Source organism: Streptomyces sp. CoH27 (genome assembly GCF_020181035.1).
Classification (GTDB): domain Bacteria; phylum Actinomycetota; class Actinomycetes; order Streptomycetales; family Streptomycetaceae; genus Streptomyces; species Streptomyces camelliae.
Genome location: NZ_JAIQYY010000021.1, coordinates 162499 through 178863 on the forward strand (window position 1 = coordinate 162499; position 16365 = coordinate 178863).

16 protein-coding genes and 1 pseudogene are annotated in these 16365 nt (G+C 71.8%); 7 read left to right on the forward strand and 10 right to left on the reverse strand.

Annotated features, from left to right (window positions below):
- Window positions 1–9: 9 nt before the first annotated feature.
- Together LE548_RS32250 and LE548_RS46640 are read right to left on the reverse strand one after the other, a co-directional pair.
- The gene (locus LE548_RS32250; RefSeq protein ID WP_374116197.1) at window positions 10–405 is read right to left on the reverse strand and encodes a hypothetical protein; all 396 of its coding nucleotides are present in this window, start codon (window positions 403–405) and stop codon (window positions 10–12) included.
- A 21-nt stretch (window positions 406–426) separates the two neighbouring features.
- Window positions 427–540, reverse strand: a pseudogene (locus tag LE548_RS46640) (hypothetical protein); the annotation flags it as partial.
- A 151-nt stretch (window positions 541–691) separates the two neighbouring features.
- On the opposite strand from LE548_RS46640, the gene LE548_RS32255 reads away from it, so the two are divergent.
- Window positions 692–979, forward strand: coding sequence for a PLD nuclease N-terminal domain-containing protein (locus LE548_RS32255; RefSeq protein ID WP_225100546.1), 288 nt, complete (start codon window positions 692–694; stop codon window positions 977–979).
- A 14-nt stretch (window positions 980–993) separates the two neighbouring features.
- Here LE548_RS32255 and LE548_RS32260 read toward each other — a convergent pair whose 3' ends face one another.
- The 3 genes from LE548_RS32260 to LE548_RS32270 are packed head-to-tail and all read right to left on the reverse strand — an operon-like array spanning window position 994 to window position 4641.
- Window positions 994–1785, reverse strand: a complete 792-nt coding sequence (locus LE548_RS32260) for a hypothetical protein (protein ID WP_225100547.1) — start codon at window positions 1783–1785, stop codon at window positions 994–996.
- Window positions 1772–3367 (reverse strand): VWA domain-containing protein, encoded by a 1596-nt coding sequence (locus LE548_RS32265; RefSeq protein ID WP_225100548.1) that lies wholly within the window; start codon window positions 3365–3367, stop codon window positions 1772–1774. The genes LE548_RS32260 and LE548_RS32265 overlap by 14 nt, the downstream gene beginning before the upstream one ends.
- Window positions 3364–4641, reverse strand: a complete 1278-nt coding sequence (locus tag LE548_RS32270) for a hypothetical protein (protein ID WP_225100549.1) — start codon at window positions 4639–4641, stop codon at window positions 3364–3366. Before LE548_RS32270 ends, LE548_RS32265 begins: the two co-directional genes overlap by 4 nt.
- Window positions 4642–4978: 337 nt before the next feature.
- On the opposite strand from LE548_RS32270, the gene LE548_RS32275 reads away from it, so the two are divergent.
- The gene (locus LE548_RS32275) at window positions 4979–5554 is read left to right on the forward strand and encodes a DUF6232 family protein (protein ID WP_225100550.1); all 576 of its coding nucleotides are present in this window, start codon (window positions 4979–4981) and stop codon (window positions 5552–5554) included.
- Window positions 5551–5895, forward strand: a complete 345-nt coding sequence (locus LE548_RS32280) for a hypothetical protein (RefSeq protein ID WP_225100551.1) — start codon at window positions 5551–5553, stop codon at window positions 5893–5895. The genes LE548_RS32275 and LE548_RS32280 overlap by 4 nt, the downstream gene beginning before the upstream one ends.
- A 21-nt stretch (window positions 5896–5916) precedes the next feature.
- On the opposite strand, the gene LE548_RS32285 is transcribed toward LE548_RS32280, so the two are convergent.
- Together LE548_RS32285 and LE548_RS32290 are read right to left on the reverse strand one after the other, a co-directional pair.
- Window positions 5917–7788: a serine/threonine protein kinase gene (locus tag LE548_RS32285; protein WP_225100552.1), complete on the reverse strand. Its 1872-nt coding sequence runs from the start codon at window positions 7786–7788 to the stop codon at window positions 5917–5919.
- A 43-nt stretch (window positions 7789–7831) separates the two neighbouring features.
- Window positions 7832–8362: a hypothetical protein gene (locus LE548_RS32290; protein ID WP_225100553.1), complete on the reverse strand. Its 531-nt coding sequence runs from the start codon at window positions 8360–8362 to the stop codon at window positions 7832–7834.
- An 85-nt stretch (window positions 8363–8447) separates the two neighbouring features.
- Here LE548_RS32290 and LE548_RS32295 point away from each other — a divergent pair, with 85 nt between their 5' ends.
- Window positions 8448–9050: a TetR/AcrR family transcriptional regulator gene (locus LE548_RS32295; protein WP_225100554.1), complete on the forward strand. Its 603-nt coding sequence runs from the start codon at window positions 8448–8450 to the stop codon at window positions 9048–9050.
- 107 nt (window positions 9051–9157) lie between these two features.
- On the opposite strand, the gene LE548_RS32300 is transcribed toward LE548_RS32295, so the two are convergent.
- Both LE548_RS32300 and LE548_RS32305 read right to left on the reverse strand, forming a co-directional pair.
- On the reverse strand, window positions 9158–10123 hold the full coding sequence (locus LE548_RS32300; protein ID WP_225100555.1) for an isopenicillin N synthase family oxygenase: 966 nt from the start codon (window positions 10121–10123) through the stop codon (window positions 9158–9160).
- The gene (locus LE548_RS32305; RefSeq protein ID WP_225100556.1) at window positions 10116–10589 is read right to left on the reverse strand and encodes a nucleoside deaminase; all 474 of its coding nucleotides are present in this window, start codon (window positions 10587–10589) and stop codon (window positions 10116–10118) included. The genes LE548_RS32300 and LE548_RS32305 overlap by 8 nt, the downstream gene beginning before the upstream one ends.
- A 161-nt stretch (window positions 10590–10750) precedes the next feature.
- Here LE548_RS32305 and LE548_RS32310 point away from each other — a divergent pair, with 161 nt between their 5' ends.
- From LE548_RS32310 to LE548_RS32320, 3 genes are all read left to right on the forward strand, one after another.
- On the forward strand, window positions 10751–12166 hold the full coding sequence (locus LE548_RS32310; protein ID WP_225100557.1) for a condensation domain-containing protein: 1416 nt from the start codon (window positions 10751–10753) through the stop codon (window positions 12164–12166).
- A 131-nt stretch (window positions 12167–12297) separates the two neighbouring features.
- Window positions 12298–14403 carry an ATP-binding protein gene (locus tag LE548_RS32315; RefSeq protein ID WP_225100558.1) on the forward strand — a complete coding sequence of 702 codons (2106 nt, stop codon included), beginning with the start codon at window positions 12298–12300 and terminating at the stop codon, window positions 14401–14403.
- Window positions 14403–15944 carry an ABC transporter substrate-binding protein gene (locus tag LE548_RS32320; RefSeq protein WP_225100559.1) on the forward strand — a complete coding sequence of 514 codons (1542 nt, stop codon included), beginning with the start codon at window positions 14403–14405 and terminating at the stop codon, window positions 15942–15944. The genes LE548_RS32315 and LE548_RS32320 overlap by 1 nt, the downstream gene beginning before the upstream one ends.
- On the opposite strand, the gene LE548_RS32325 is transcribed toward LE548_RS32320, so the two are convergent.
- Complete coding sequence (locus tag LE548_RS32325; protein WP_225100560.1) at window positions 15941–16342, reverse strand: hypothetical protein; 402 nt, start codon at window positions 16340–16342, stop codon at window positions 15941–15943. The genes LE548_RS32320 and LE548_RS32325 overlap by 4 nt on opposite strands.
- Window positions 16343–16365 lie beyond the last annotated feature (23 nt).

Consider the following 16365-nt stretch of genomic DNA (forward strand, 5'->3'; position numbering starts at 1 on the left):
CCCGGCCGCTCACCTGCTGTCGAGCATCGGCACACGGTGTTCGCCGGCCGAGCACTCCCATGCCGGTGCGTCATCGGCGGACACGGGGTGGAATCCGATCCGGTGGACCGGGCACACGGGCCACACCGTCCGGTAGCGGGCCATGACGTAGTCCTGCACCGCCTCGGCGGTCTCCACGGCGACGTCCGGCTCGCGGATCGCGCGGATCACGCTGTCGCCCACCTGTGTCAGCCCGGTCGGCTCACGGTCGTCCGGCGGGGAGAAGCAGAGCGCCTCTTCGACGGCGAGACCGGTCTCGCAGGTGCGGCGGATTCCGATGCACGTGTACTTCGTGCACTGGTGCTGGTCGCGGTACTTGAGGCTGGTGCCGCCGAGGTCGAGGGCGTTGACGGGGTCACCGCACACGTAGTCGTACGCGTTGCAGCTGCCGCCGTGGACCGGGTCGGCGGAGAGGAATCTGCCGAGGGTCCGGTCGTAGACGCGGAGGGAACCCCGGTCCAGCTGCGAGAGTCTCTCGGGGTGCCGGCCAAACAGGCATATACCGCCTCAAGGGCGCGCCGCACCGGGGTTTCTGGCGACATGTCAAGAGCCCGGCGCGGCCGCCGCAGTGATCATGTTCACTCCCCCGCGGTCACCGGCTACCCTGGCCCGGTCACCGGGACCGGGTCACGTGTGGGGAGTTCGTGCGAGCATGCTCAGATATCTGCCGTTCCTGCTGGTCCTGGCGCTGTGGATCTACGCCTTCGTGGACTGTCTGAACACCCCCGAGGCAGAGGTGCGCCATCTGCCGAAGGTGGTGTGGGTGATCGTCATCCTGCTCTTCGGCGAGGTACTGGTCGGACCGGTGGCCTGGCTGATCACCGGCAAGGTCCGGCAGCCGGCCCCGGCGGGCGGCGCCGTACCCGGACAGTGGGTCGCGCCCGACGACAACCCCGAGTTCCTCAAGTCATTGAACAGGGACGACCCGGAGAAGGGCTGAACCCCGGCCGGAGTTCACTGGAAGACGGCCACGGGGTACTGGAGCACGACCTCGCGGGTGTCGGGGCGCCACGTCGTCACCTTGCCCAGGCAGTGGGCCTGGAACTGGCCCTCCGGCAACTGCCGCCCCGGAGAGCGCAGCCCGTCGACGCGCAGGACGACCCGCAGGTGCGCGGAGTGCGCGCCGTCGCCGTAGGGGGCCCGCATCACCAGCGTGTCGCCCAGCGAGTCCTGGGCCTCGAACCGGCCGGTGACCATGACGAACTCACCGATCTCGCTGAGGACCACCTCACCGGCGACCCCGGTCCCGGCACCCCCGCTCCCGCCCCCGCTCCAGCTCCCGAGAAGGGCGCGGTTCGGCGTGACCGTGCCGGGCTCGTCCCGCCGCAGCCGCACCCGGACGAGCCCGTCCCCCCGCCGCAGGACGGACAGCAGCAGGCCGATCACCGAGATCGGCTCGCTCTCCTCGACGTACTTGGCGACGATCTCGGTGGTTCTGTCCCCGGTGAGCTGGAACATCAGCGACAGCAGCGGGATCGACGCCAGACACCCGGTGTTGCGCACGTTCCGTACCTCGACCTCCCTGCGCAGCGCCGACCGGTAGTTGCCCAGCTTGAACACGTCCAGGACCGCGTCGTTGTCCAGGTACAGCGGAAGGTAGTGAGGATCCTCGGGTGCCTTCCTGAGCCGCGTGAGGGCCCGCCGTACGACGAGCACGCCCAGCACGAGCAGGCCGGCGAAGGCCACCAGCCACCAGACCATCGCGCCCCACCAGGCGCTCCACCAGGTGCCGTCAAGAACAGCCACGGATCTCCTTGAACGCGGTGGACAGGGACTGTGCGCGGGCGTCGACCATGCGGCCGCCGGTCACCGAGGCGACCTGGCGCAGTTCGGCCGCGTCGGAGTCGCCGAAGTGGACGGGGTACGTGGCCACGGCGCGGACGTCGGCGGGCCGGGCCCGGTAGCGGCTGACGAAGGTCGCGCGGTCGATGCCCGCATTGTTCTCGCCGTCGGTCATCAGCACGATGGACACCGCGCGTCCCGGGTCGTCGCGCAGGGCCTTCCCGGCGGTGGCGTATCCCTGGTCCAGGGCGGACCAGACGGCGGTGGCGCCGTCGTAGCCGCCGTCGGCGACGAAGTCCGTGAGGGACGTGAGGTCGGCGGCGCCGCGCACGGTGACCGTGCGCTCGTCCAGCGGGCGTCCGCCGAAGCGGATCACGGTCAGCCGCTCGCCCTGGTAGAAGCGGACGAACTTGCCGGTGGCGGAGGAGTCCGCCCCGCTGAGCCCCGCGAACGCGGTCCGCAGGGCGGTCGTACGGGAGCCGCGCATGGACGTGGAGGAGTCCAGCAGGAAGATCACCTGGTCGGCGACGCGCCGCCGGGGGTCGCCGTAGTCGGCGAGCAGCCGGTCGAGGACGGCCGGGTCGTCCGGGAAGTACAGGGCGTTGTCCAGGGGGGCGGTGAGCCGGGGGTCGCGGGTGACGGAGGTGCTGACCGGGCGGCGCAGCGTCCGCCGCATGATCTCCCGCTGGTGGCCGGCGGCGGTCAGCCATGTCACCACGCGGTCGTAGGCGTCCCGGCGGCGCTGGTCGAGCAGGAGCAGCGGATAGTCGGACAGCACCATGCCGTCGGCCGGGTGGACGATCTCCAGGGGCTGCTTCAGCCGGCCCGAGGCATTCAGGGTGAGCAGTTCGGACTCGTAGGTGATCAGGGCGTTGGTACGGCCCGGGTGGCTCGCGAAGTCGTCCAGCAGGGCGTGGGAGCTCTCGGCGGTGAGGGTCTGCCCGGAGCGGAAGCCGCGCAGCCGGTCGCAGCTGACGTCCGCCGGGCGCAGTGCGCTGCCCGTGCCGGCCGCGGCGGTGGCGACGCCGACCAGTGCGGCGAGCCCGCTGTTGCTGTGCCGGGGGTCGGCCATGCCGAAGCGTACGGTGCCGGTGGCGGCGGCGTCGGCGAGGTCCGCCCAGGACAGGCGTCCGCCGGGCGCCTCGGCGCGCAGGGTCCGGGCCACGTCCCGGGTGAGGCCGATGACGACCGGGGAACGCATCGTCGACGTGCTCTGCACGAGGGTGGCCGGGTGGGTCCCGGTGGCGGCCTGCTTGGCCTTCAGGCGGAAGTAGCGGTCGGAGGAGAGCCAGGCCAGGTCGTAGGAGTGGCGGCCGGTCAGCAGGGTGTCGCCGGCGTCGTTGGTCGGCCGGTAGTCCATGTCGAGGCGGACGCCGGTGTCCTGCCGGAGCCGGTCCAGCAGGGGCTCCATGTCGGTGAGTTCGTCGCTGGCCAGGACGTGCAGGGTGGTGTCCGGGCCGCCGCCCCCGCCGGAGCAGGAGACGAGTCCGCCGAGCGCGGCGAGCAGGACCAGGCACAGGGCGGCCCGCAGCCCGCGGGCCCTCATGGTGCCTCCCCGCCGGACGTCGCCGACTGGGCCACGGGGGCGCAGTCGCCGACGGTCTCGATCATCTTCTCCAGCAGATCGAGCCGGGGCAGCACCGCCTTGGTGTCGTCGTCCGACAGGACGGGCGCCTGGATGTGGTGGTCGGTGAGGAACCGGGTCAGCGCGTCGCTGGTGGCGGAGGCGCCCTCGGCGTCCCGGACCCGGAAGCCCAGCTCCATCGCCCGCTGCTGCAGCGCCGGGTCCGTGCTGATCAGGTCGCCGAGCCGGTCGCCGGCCGGGGTCAGCGCGATGAGCTGCGGCTCGGTGACGAACCGCACGGACGGGTAGAGCAGCACGCGCTCGTCGTCGAGGTGCCCGGTGTCGGCCTGGGTGTCGATCTGGTGGGCCAGGAACTGGTGCTCGTAGATCACCGCGATCGGCGCGATGCTCTTGCCCTCGGCGGAGACATAGGTCTCGTTCTTCTCGGAGGACGGCATGCCCTGGTCGTTGAGGAGGAGCCTTATCCGATCGGCGAACTGTGCCGCCTCGGCCGGACTCTGCGGGATGTTGTCGTGGTTCCACACGTAGGAGACGAGGCCCAGATAGGTGCCGGCGGAGTTGGCCTCGCAGATGTCGGAGGTCTGGGCGAGCACCTTGTTGCCGTTGTGGATGCCGTGCCGGTCGATGCCGAGCCTGTCCCAGCGGCGGCCGTCGGCGCTCGCCTGCAGGAACTTCTGCATGTCCAGGGAGTAGTAGAGCGGCTTCTGCCCGGCGGGCACCCCCGGTAACGGGGTCGCGATCCCGGCGTCCTGGAGCGTCTCGGCGTACTCGCGGTAGGTGCCGAGCACGATCGGGCTGACGAACGGGCGGTACGTCGTCGCCGGGTGGCCCTCGGCCGCGCGCTTCCTGGTGATCAGGTCGGCCGCGGGCTGCCCGGAGGGGAACACGACGTCGTAGCCGTCGTAGCTCTGCGCGGCGATCCCCCGTGAGCCCATGCGGGTGATGTGCACGCGGAAGCCGTGCCGGACGAGCAGCCGCTGGACCTCGGGATCCTCGAAGTAGTCGGCCTTCGAGGCCATCTTCGCCTCGATCGTGACGATGTGGGTGAAGGGCAGGCCGACATGGCCCTGGGCCAGGACGACGATCGCGCACAGGGCGGTGACGGCGGCAACGGCGCGCGGGATCCAGCGGCGCACCGCGGAGCCCGGCGAGGGCGCGACCGCGGGCGCCCCGACCCGCAGCCGGGGCTCGCTGGTCGAACGCGGTCTTCCGGTCTCGGCTCTGTCTGTGTCCACCCGTGTCTCCTGCGTCAGCCGGGACAGGATCGTCCGCTCGCCGGACGATCCCGGGTCGAACGCCCCGCCAACGCCGGACGAATGGAATGTGGAGATGACTCTCCATCAATTTCACTCGGCAGGAGCGCACTTCGCTGTTCGTAACGACTTGCAACCCCCGAACCGACCTGTTGTTAATGGTCATTACTGAGCTACGAGCCATCGATCGACCTCTGGGGGACGAAGACCCATGCAAAACGGCCAGCCACCGGGGCCCCCGGCGCAGGATCCACCGGCCGCGCCGACCGCCCCGCCGCCCCCTGCGCCGCCCACCGCACCACCGGCCCAGGCGCCGTACATGCCGGACGTGCCCGCACCGCCCCGGCAGCCGGCCCCCGTCAGCGTCGAGCTGCGGGTCAGCAAGCGGATCCTGTGGATCGGCGCGGCGGTGTATCCGCTGCACAACATCGCCCGCGTCTACACCTTCCTCATGCGTCCCAAGCGCAGAGAGGCCGTGATGCGGTTCCTGCGGTACACGGCCGGGGTGCTGGTCACCGGGTTCGTCGTCATGCTGCCGGGCCTGCCCGTCCTCGCACTGAGCGGCGGGCACAGCGGCGGCGGCTACATCGGGTTCATCTGGCTCGTCGGCATCGCCGCCGAGATCTTCTTCATCGTCGACCTGTGCTCGGTGCTGTTCGCCCCCAACCACTACGTCCTCGCGGTCGAGACCTCGGGCGCGTCCACCGCCCTGGTGACCAGTCGGGACCCGCAGTACCTGGACCAGCTCGTCGGCCAGATCTCCTACGCCATCGATCACCCGGACACCGAGTTCAAGGTGCTGGTCGAGAGCCTGCACTTCTCGCCCAGGAACTACTACTTCGGCGACAACGTCAACATGTACGGCGGCAGTGGAAACGTGGGGATCGGCGCATGAGCAACTACTACTACGGCGACAACGTGAACATGTACGGCGGCCAGGGCAACCAGGGCATCGTCAGGAACTACGGTGCCGCCGACGCCGGGCAGGACCCGGCGCTGGTGGCGGCCTTCGCCGAGCTGCACCGGCTCATCGCCGAGTTGCGCGCCCAGGTGCCGGCGGCCGACGCCCAGCTGCTGGACGACTCCCTGCCCGCCCTCGCCCCCGACGCCGCCGTGCCCGCGCAAGCGCGGCGCGGCGCGCTCATGGCGATCGCCGGGATCGCGAGCACCGTCGGCGCGGTCGGCCAGCCGGTGGCCGAGGCGGTGCGCGCGATCATCGGGATGATCAGCGGGTAGTGGCCGTCACGGCGTCGGGGATCACGTCCTCGCCCAGCTCTGCGAGGACGCCCCCGACTGGCACGTCTGCTCGTTCACCCCGCCGCCGAAGGCGAGGTCGAGGCAGCCGCCGTCCATGACCATGGCCAGGTGGTTGCCGGAGCCTGTCGTCCAGCGCAGATTGCTGCCGCCCTGCGAGCAGTCGCCGACGAAGACGGCCTGGTTGGTTCCGTTGGCGCTCAGACAGGCACCGGTGGAGACGTTGACGACCTTGACACTGCCGCCGGCCGCGCTGCGGAAGGTCCAGCGGGCGGTGGAGTCCGTGCAGGAGCCGAGGCCGGTGGAGCCGTAGACCTGGGTCAGGCACTTGCCGTTCTCGGTGTTCTGGAGGTGGAAGGAGCCGGTGCCGCCACTTCCCCCGGTGGATCCGCCTGTGCCACCCGAGCTGCCGGCTCCTCCGGAGGAGCCGGATCCTCCGGAGGAGCCGACGCCTCCCGAGGTACTCGAACCTCCCGAACCGCCCGAGGTACCCGAGGTGCCCGACCCCGGCCCGGTGCCGGACGCTCCGTCCGAGCCGGACCCGCCCGTCCCCTTCTGGTCCTGGCCCGTCTTGCGGTCGTCCTTGCCGCCCTTGTCGTCCTTCTTCTTGTCGCTCACCGGGGAGGCGGAGGCCTTCGTGCTCGGCTTCGCCGACCCCGAGGGGCTCGCCGAAGAGGCGCCGGGGCCCGGGGCGACCGACGCGGAGACGGAGGTGCCGGGCGTGCCTGCGGCGCCGTTGCCGTGGGCGTCGGTGGTGAACGGGGCCAGCTGGAAGGCAAGGGTCGCCACACCGGCGCCGACGACGATCGGTACGACGGCCAGGATCACGCGCTTGCGCCGCCGGTCCCGCTCCCGCTCCCGCTCGGGCCGCTGCCGTGCCTCCGGCCGGACCACGACCTCGGGCTCCTCCGCGGCGCGGGTGGGCTCCGAAGTCTCCTCCGCCTCCCCCGCCTCCGGCACCTCCACCGCGAACTCCGCCCGAGCGGTGAGGTGTTCGGTGACGCCGGCCGGCCAGAGCGGGGAGCCGGAGTCGGTGGGAACGTGGGCGGCGGTCAGCTCGGCCAGCTCCGCGGCGGTCGGACGGCCCTCGGGGTCCTTGTCCAGGCAGGAGGCGACGATCGCGGCCAATTCCCGGTCCGACGCGTGCAGTTCGTCCAGGTCGGGCTGCTCGTGCACGATCCGGTACAGCACCGCGTGCCCGGACTCGTCGCCGAACGGCGGGCGGCCGGAACCCGCGTACGCCATCACGGACCCGAGCGCGAAGATGTCGACGGCGCCGGTCAGCCGCCGTGCGCCGGAGGCTTGTTCGGGCGACATGTAGGCGGGGGTGCCGACGACCATGCCGGTCCGGGTCAGCTGGGACTGCTCGGCGGCGCGGGCGACGCCGAAGTCGATGAGGGTGACGCCGTCAAGGGTCAGCATGACGTTGGACGGCTTGACGTCCCGGTGCACCATGTCCAGCGCGTGCACCGCCGCCAGGCCGGTCGCCGCGCGGTGCAGCAGCAGCCAGAGGGACTCGGCCGGAAGTGGTCCGCCGTGCGCCTCAACGGCCTCGCGCAGGGTCAGCCCGGGTACGTACGCGGTGGCGAACCACGGCGGCAGGGCGTCCCGGTCGCCGGCGAGCAGCGGTGCGGTGGCACCGGCGGGCAGCCGGGAGAGGTTGTCCAGTTCGTGTCCGAAGCGGCGGACGAAGTCCTTGTCCTCGCCGACGACGGACGGCAGGACCTGCTTGACGGCGGCGTACCGCCCCTGGTGCACACCGAGGTAGACCCGCCCCATGCCGCCGGAGCCGAGGCGTCCGACCAGCGGGATCGGCCCGATCCGCCGCGGATCGTCGTCCTGGAGCGGCTCGACTCCGCAGTGTTCCCCGTTCAACTCGTTCCCCCTGTTGATCAGTTGGCTGTGCGCAACCTACCGGTCAGCGCGCGTAGGACCCGAGGCCCACCAGGCAGTAGACGTACGAGTTCACCGTCGCGCCGTTGATCGTGTAGCGGTACGAGAAGGCGTACTGCGTCTGCGAGTTGCTGTTGCAGCGGCTCAGGTCGGTGGTCAGCGGGATGGTCTCGATGACCTTGTAGTGCGCGTCGGCGGCGGAGCAGGAGACCTCCTCCACGCCGCTGACGGACTGGGCGGTGGTGGAGTCCGGCAGGGTGCCGTTGAGACAGGTGCCGGAGGTGTACGGGCTGGGCTCCGGGGTCGGGCTGCTGTACGGGGCGGCGGAGCCGTAGGGGTCACTGGTCGGCTCGCTCGTGTACGGGTCACTGGTCATCGGCTCGTACGTCCCCGAGTACGAGATCGACGGTGAGGCGTCGGCACCGTCGGCCGAACTTCCACTGCTCCCACTGTGGTTGACCGCGAAGAGAATGATCACCACGAGGGCGACGACCCCGAACACACCGAGACAGGCGACACCCTGCCTCTTCTGCTCGGGGGACTGGGGTGACGACATGGGCGGCTCCCGGATGTGAGGATGTGCACCAGCCTGGTGCAGCAGACCACTGTTCTAAAATACCTTTCTAGAAAAGCATTCCAGCATGAGCCCGAAACAACAACGCGGTGAAGCGACCGTAGAGACGCTCCTGGACGCCGCCCTGCGCGTGTACGCGGAGGCAGGCGACCAGGGCCTGACCGTGGGCGCCGTCACCAAGGCGAGCGGGGTGAGCCTCGGCAGCCTCTACCACCACTTCGGCAGCATCGACGGCCTGATGAACGCGCTGGTGATGCGCTGGCTGGAACGGCTGCTGGGCGAGTTGGTCAAAGCCCTGGAGCACACGCGTACGGCCCACACGGGCATCCGCGCCCTGGTCGTCGCGTACCTGGGCTTCGTACAGGAGCACCGGGAGGCCGCCCGGCTCCTGCACTCCTCCTACGCCGACCGTCAGGGCATGGCCGACGGCAAGCGGCTGCGGGACGCACAGGAGGCCCGCCTGTCGCCGCTGGCGCAGTGGGCCCAGCGGTACGCCGACGCCGGCGAACTCGTCCCGCTCCCGGCGCCGCTGCTCGAATCACTGATCCTGGGCCCGGTCATCGCGGTGGCCCGCCGCTGGCTGTCCGGCGTCGACGACGTCGACCTCGACGAGGCGGCGGTGGTCCTGCCGGACAGGATCTGGAGGTCGGTCAGCGCAGAGAAGAGGTGAACGCCGACCAGGCGGAACGGGGGCGCGCCACAAGCGACCGAGCGCAATGGATCTGCTCGGCACGCGAACGTCCTGCTCCGCCGCCACCAGAGGAAGGACCACGGCGCTCAGCCCACGGTGATCGAGTTCAGCTTCTCCCGCAGGTACGCATGCGAGTCCACCGGCGGATACGCCACCCGGCCGACCGGTGCCGGTACGGACTCCACCCTCGTGCCCGGGGTGCACTCGCCGAAGTAGACGAGGGACATCAGCTCCTCCGAAGGGGCGTCGGCGGGCGGCGGGAGCACGCGGTGGCGGCCCGAGCGCCAGCGGTCGCCGGTCCAACGGGCCATCAGGTCACCGATGTTGATCGTGAGGGCGGCCGGGTCCCAGGGGGCGTCCTGCCAGCCGTCCTCGTCGGTGTAGACCTGCAATCCGCCCTTGCCCGTCTGCCGGTCGAGGATGGTGACGGTGCCGAAGTCGGTGTGCGGCCCGATCCGGAACTGCCCCGGCTCCGGATCGCCGACGACCTCGGTCCCCGGGTACCAGTTGATGTTGAAGCCGTAGGTGGGATGGTCCATGTGGCGGCTGAAGAAGTCGGGTGCCAGGCCGAGGGCGTGCCCCAGCAGGGTCAGCAGTTCCTTCTCCAGCGCGGCCATCCGGGCGAGGTACTCCTCGCACAGCGGCCTGAGTTCGGGGGTCTCCGCCGGCCACACGTTGGGCGCGTACCACTCGGCGTTGACGACCGGGTCGTCGAACGGCTCGTGCGTGGCGAAGGTGAGCGACTCCTTCAGGTCGGGCGGGGTCTCGGTGCCCTCCGCGTACGCGTTCGCCTCGGCGCCGGGCCCGAGCCAGCCGCGTCCGCCGACCTTCGCCTCGTAGGCCTGTTTCACCTCGGCGGGCAGCACGAAGAAGCGACGGGCCACCTCCCGGATGCGACTGCGCAGCCCCGGGTCCACGCCGTGCCCGGTGACCAGCAGGAAACCGGCGCTCTGCAACGCCCGGTCGACGGTCCGTGCGAGCCCGGCGCGCACCTCGGCGTCGCCGGCCCGCCAGGGCGCCAGATCGATGGTCGGAATGCGCGAGTCACTCACCGATGTCCTCGTTCCACAGAGCCGGGTTGTCCTCGATGAAGGTGCGCATCAGCTCCACGCACTCGGGGTCGTCCAGCAGGACGATCTCCACGCCGTGCTCGGCGAGCCAGTCGTGGCCGCCGTGGAACGTCGTGGCCTCCCCGATCACCACCCGCGAGATGCCGAACTGCCGGACCAGACCGGAGCAGTACCAGCACGGCGAGAGGGTGGTCACCATGGTCGTACCGCGATACGTCCGTCGCCGCCCCGCCGCGCGGAACGCGGCCGTCTCCGCGTGCAGGGACGGGTCGCCGTCCTGAACCCGGCGGTTGCGGCCGCGCCCGAGGAGTGTGCCGTCGGGGCCGTAGAGCGCCGCACCGATCGGGATACCGCCCTCCGCGAGCCCGGCACGGGCCTCGGCGACGGCGGTGGCGAGCCAGACACGGGCCTGTTCCTCGACCTGTTCCTTGACCTGTTCCTTCTCCATGCCGCCAGTGTGGCCTCGATCACCCTCGGTTAATCAATCCCGCGTTCGTCCCGCCACCCGTTCCGCTGAAATGGACCGGACACGCATGTCCCCGCCCCGTCCCCCGGCATTGCCTTGAGGGGGGCCCGCATCCAGGGGCCCCCTTCTGTGATGGGAGACGCGTGCGAATCACTGACATCCAGCGCTGCGAGGTCCGGCCGGGACGGCTCGTCGAGTGGACGCTGAGCCCGGCGACCGTGGCGGCGGCGACGGCGCTCCCGGAGGACTCCAGGCCCCCCGCCTACATCCAGGAGTCGCACATCCGGACCGCCCGGCGCGTCCGGGAGGACGGGCTGTTCGTGCCGACCTGGCTCGGCACCGCCTTCGACCTGCCGGGCCCGGTCGACCTCGACGTGCTCCAGGAGGCCCTGCGCGCCTGGACGGTCCGGCACGAGACGCTGCGCAGCGGCTTCCGCTGGGCCGGGGGCACCGGGGACGAGCTGCGCCGGTTCACCCTCGACGCCGCCGATGTGTCCCTGCACCGGGAGGACGCCGGTGACTTCCCGGACGCCGACGAGCTCGTCCGGCATCTCCAGGGGCGGTTCGACTCCGTCGCGGACGCGCTGCGCTGGCCCAACCTCATCTACACCGCCGTCGTACGGGACGACGGCGTCAGCGTGTACATGGCCTTCGACCACAGCAACGTCGACGCCTACTCCCTGCACCGCATCGCCGCCGAGGTGCACGAGCTGTACGCGGCCGGTCTGGCCGGTGCCGCGCCCGACTCGCCCGGACCGGTGGCCAGTTACGTCGACTTCTGCCAGATCGAGCGGGCGGACGCGGACGGCATCGACGCCCGGCACACGATCGTGGAGCGCTGGCGGGACTTCATCCGGCGCTGCGACGGAATGCTGCCGGGCTTCCCCGTGGACCTCGGGCTGGCGCCGGGCGGGCCGCTGCCGCGCCAGCGGATGCTGTGCGAGGCGCTGGCCGACGCGGACGGGGCGGCGGCGTTCGAGGCGTACTGCAGGCCTTACGGCGGCAGCCAGGTCGGCCTGCTGGCCGCGACCGCGCTGATCGTGCACGAGCTGGGCGGGCAGCCGGTGTACCGGACGGTGGTGCCGTTCCACACCCGGGTGAAGTCGCGGTGGAGCGACTCGGTCGGCTGGTACGTCGGGGGCGCCCCGATCGAGGTCCCGGTCGACGGTACGACGGGCCTGCGGGAGGCCATGCGGGCGGTGCGGGACGAGCTGCGCGCGAGCCGGCCGCTGTCCCGGATGCCGCTGGCCCGGGTGCTGAGCCTGCTCGGCGCGGACTTCCGGCCGACCTCGCCGGACCTGTACTCGATCGTCTCCTACTGCGACACCCGGTCCATCCCGGGTGCCGGCCACTGGGCCGAGCAGCGGGCGCACGGGCTGATCCGGGTGTCGTACGGCGACCAGGTGTGCGTGTGGGTGAACCGGCTGTACGAGGGGCTGTGGCTGGCGAGCCGCTATCCGGACACGGACGTCGCGGCGAAGAACCTGCGGCTGTACGTGGAGCGGCTGCGTGATCACATCGCCTCGGTCCAGCACAGCGGTCTCACCGCCGCGTCCTGACCGGCCTCTCCTGACCCGGAACAGACATCGCCGGATTTCGTAACCCAACGGACACCACTGGCGCTGGCCTGAAGCAACTACCCCTTCCTACACTGCTGTTGAGGGGGCGATCGTTTGAGGGGGGCGATCGGGTGGGCAGACGGTTGCACGGGCGCGGGGCGCTGTTCGATGTCGATCCGGCCGGTCTGGCCCCGCGGCTCATCGGCCTGCGCCCCCATCACCATCGCGCCACCGCCCTGGAGCATCCCGGCGAGCCGCCGTTCGTGGTGCTCACCGGGGCGCGCGGGCTGGGCAAGAGCGCGGTCCTCGGCGAGTTCCGGGAGGCCTACGCCGGGCACACCCCGGTCGCGTTGATCGACTGCGCACAGGAGCAGTTCGCCCGGCCGCCCGCGGAGCGGCCCGCCGCGTCCTGGTCGCCGCTCGCGCAGGCGCTGCTGGTGATCGCCGAGCAGCTCGCGGAGCCGGTGACCGGCGCCGGCCGGATCACCTTCCCGCGGCTGATGTCGGGCCTGGTCGCGGTGGCCGCCGGCGGCTGGGGCGAGGCCGACTCGGAGCGGATCCGCCGCGAGGTGGAGCGGATCCTGCTGCTGAACGAGAGCGGCTCGCGCTTCGGCGGGTTCGCCGGCCGCTGGGCCGGAAAGGTCGCGGCCAAGGTGGTCGCCGCGGCCACCGGCACCGGCCCGCTGGTGTCGGGCGCGATCGAGGCGACCCTGGAGGCGATCGCCGAGGGGTTCGCCGGCCGGCGGCACCAGAAGGCGTCCGTGTGGTATCGGACGTATCCGAACGCGGGCGGGCACGCGAAGCGCGGGCTGATCCTGCTCTCCCAGCACTTCCACGAGGGCGGCCCCGCCCGCGAGCACGCCGAGCGGTATCTGGTGCGGGCGCTGCTGGCCGACCTGACGGAGGCCTACACCGGGGTGATGTCGAGGATGCAGCGCCTGGGCCGCCCGCTGGTGCTGCTCGACAACGCCCAGTCGGCGCCCGGTCCGGGGCTCGTGTCCGCCGTGCTGCGCGACCGGGCCGATGGCATCGCCGACCAGGTGGCGTTCGTCGCGGCCCGGCGCGGTGAGGGCGGCGAGGGGCTGCGCAGCGCGGCCCGGCGGGAGCTGGCGGAGGTGGCCCGGCGCACCGACTGGACGCCGGACGCGGCGGCGTGGTCCTCGCACGCCCTGCTGGTCGCGCTGCCGCCGCTGAGCGCGGACGACACCCTGCACCTGGTCGGCTCGGTCTGCGCGGACGTGCCGGTGCCGCCCCATCTCCCGCACGCCGTGCACCGGTTGACCGGCGGAAACCCGCTGGGCATCGTGCTGCTCGCCGAGTCGGCCGCGCAGAACCTCCCCGGCGCGTCCTCGCTGGGCGAGCTGCTCACCGCGCCCGTGCGGCCCGCCGAGGACCAACCCGCCGCGCCCGCCTACGAGGCGCTGCTGGACCGGCTGGTGCCACCCGAGCGGCTGACGGAGCTGACCGTGCTGGCCGCCGCCCACGACCACGACTCGGCGTGCGCGCTGGCGTCCGCGCTGCTGCCGGACACCTTCGGCCCGGCGAGCGTACGGGAGTTGCAGACCCTGCTCGCCGCGGAGGGCGTGCCTCAGGTGCCGGGCCGGTTCGTCGGGGACCGGTTCGTACGGACCCTGCTGCTGCTCCGGCTGCATCTGCTGGACACGGAAGGGGCCGCCCACGCGAGCTGGCGTACCGCGCACGAGACGCTGGCCGCCCGCTACACCGGGCAGGAGCACGCCCGCTACCGGCTGCACCACGAACTCGCCCTCGGCGTCACGGAGTCCGCGGTCGCCGAGCTGCGCGACACCTTCGCCACGGCGGACACCGGCGCCTGGCTGCGCACCCTGCGCTTCGTCGCCTCCGCGCCCTACTTCCACGCGCACGACGCCGAGGGCCGTGACTTCACCGGCCGCGGCGACGGGCGGACCGCGGTGGCGCTCGGCCGCACGGACGCCGGGCAGGCGGTGCCGGAGGGTGTGGACGCCGTACTGCACCTGCGGATACGGCGGTTGCTGCACGCGGTGTGGCAGCTGGCGGATCCGCTGGTGCTGCCCGATCCGCAGGTCGCCGACCGGCTGCGGTTCGAGCTGGAGCAGCTGTCCAATCTGCGGCCGGCGGCGGGCGCGATGCTGTGGCGGGCCTCGCGGGACTGGCCGGCGGCGGCACTCGCCGGGCGGCCCATGACCGGCCCGGAGGACCCGGCGGACGGGCCGGACGACGACGGCGGGGAGGCGTGATGGCGCGCGTGGGGAGCTGGTTGCGGGAGAGCGTGTGGGAGATCCCGCTGCGCCGCTATATGGCCCTGCTGGCCGCGGCGGCGCTGGTGGCCGGTGCGGTGTTCGGCGTCCGCGCCCTCACCCACGAGGACCGCTCCTGCGCGCCCGGGGTGTCCCGGCCGGAGGGCAGCGACGAGTGCGTGGGGGTGGCGACGGGGCCGTACGACTTCGGGCAGTCCGCGCTGCGGGATGTCGTCCAGGCGATCTGGCGGGAGAACAGCGGCCTGAAGTCCGGCAGTTATGTGACCGTGGCGATGATGCTGCCGTACACCTCGACCTCCGCGACGAGCGTGAACGACATCCAGCATCAGTTGCAGGGCGCCTATCTGGCGCAGTACCAGGCCAATCACGACGCCAACGGGCAGACCCCGCAGATCCGGCTGGTGCTCGCCAGCCCGGGGACGAGCGGCGACCGCTGGCAGTACACCGTGGACCAGCTGACCGCGATGACGAAGAGCGCGGACCAGTTGCGGGCGGTCGCGGGCATCGGGCAGAGCACCGATTCCAACAAGGCGGCCGTGGCGCGGCTGACCCAGCGGGGCATCCCGGTGATCGGCTCCTCCATCACCGCCGACGACCTCGCCAACGGGCAGAGCGGCAAGGATCCCTACCCCGGCCTCGCCCGGGTGGCGCCGACCAACACCGACGAGGCTCATGCGCTGGCCTCCTTCGCGAAGGTGAGCGCGGGCCGGGCGCTGCTGGTGTACGACAAGCCGGGCGACCCGTACACCCAGACGCTGGAGAACTCGTTCCAGGCGCTGATCAAGGGCTCGCCGTACGGGGCGCAGCCGTTCACCCCGCCCGCCGACCGCAGCCAGGAGGGCACGACCCCGAACACGTTCCGGCAGATCACGACCCTGTTGTGCGGCACCTCCCGGCAGACGGACACGATTCTCTTCGCGGGCCGGCACACCCAGCTGCGGCAGTTCATCAACGCGCTCGGCCAGCGCGGCTGCATGGACCGGCAGTTCACTGTGCTGACCGGCGACGAGGCGTCCTATCTCACCCATGACAAGGCGCTGGACCTCGACGCCTTGCGGCACAGCCTGTCGGTGCGCTACACCTCGCTCGCCCATCCGGACGCCTGGGTGAAGGACGCGCCGGCGACGGGCGGCTCGACGGCCGACTTCACCACGCTGCACACCTTGCTGACGTCCGCCACGCGGGCGCCGGTGGGCCCGATCGGCCCGGCCGCCCTGGACGACGGCCAGCTGATCATCGGCTACGACACCCTGCGCCTCGCCGTGCACGGCATCCGCGAGGCGGTGCCGGACGGCCGGAGCGTGCCCGCGCTGGCGGACGTGGGCCTGCAGTGGCCGCAGGTCAAGGGCCCGCTGCGGGTCGACGGGGCGAGCGGCTGGATCTGCCTGGACGTGCACGGCAACCCGTACGACAAGGCCGTACCGATCGTGGAGCTCACCCCGCAGGGCGGCTCGCGCTTCGTACGGATCGCCTGGCCGGAGGGGAAGCCGCCGGCGAAGGAGTGCCTGCCGCCGGCCTAGACAGAGCCGAGCATTCCGATCAGCTGTTCGAAGCGAACGCGCCACTGGGCCTCGGACTCCTCCTCGCCCTGGAACTCCCGGGTGAAGCGCAGCACGCTCGCCGCCGCCCCGTCCCGCTCCAGATGGAACCGGATCCGCCCGCCGCCCTCGAAGCTGTACTCGGCCACCCGGTCCACGTCCCAGGCGGTCACCCGCCCGGAACCCAGCCCGCGCAGGGCGACCGCCCCGTCCAGGCGGGGCTGGAGAAACTCGACGGCGGTGCACCACCCCGAGAGTCCCTCAGGGGTGGCCACCGCCGGCCAGACGCCTTCCATGGGCTTCGGGAGCCGCACCAGGAAGTGGAGTATGTGCGTGTTCCCGTGGGTCTGACTGGTGCCCTGTGCGATGGAACCGCTCATGACACCAGTGTCACCGACCCGGC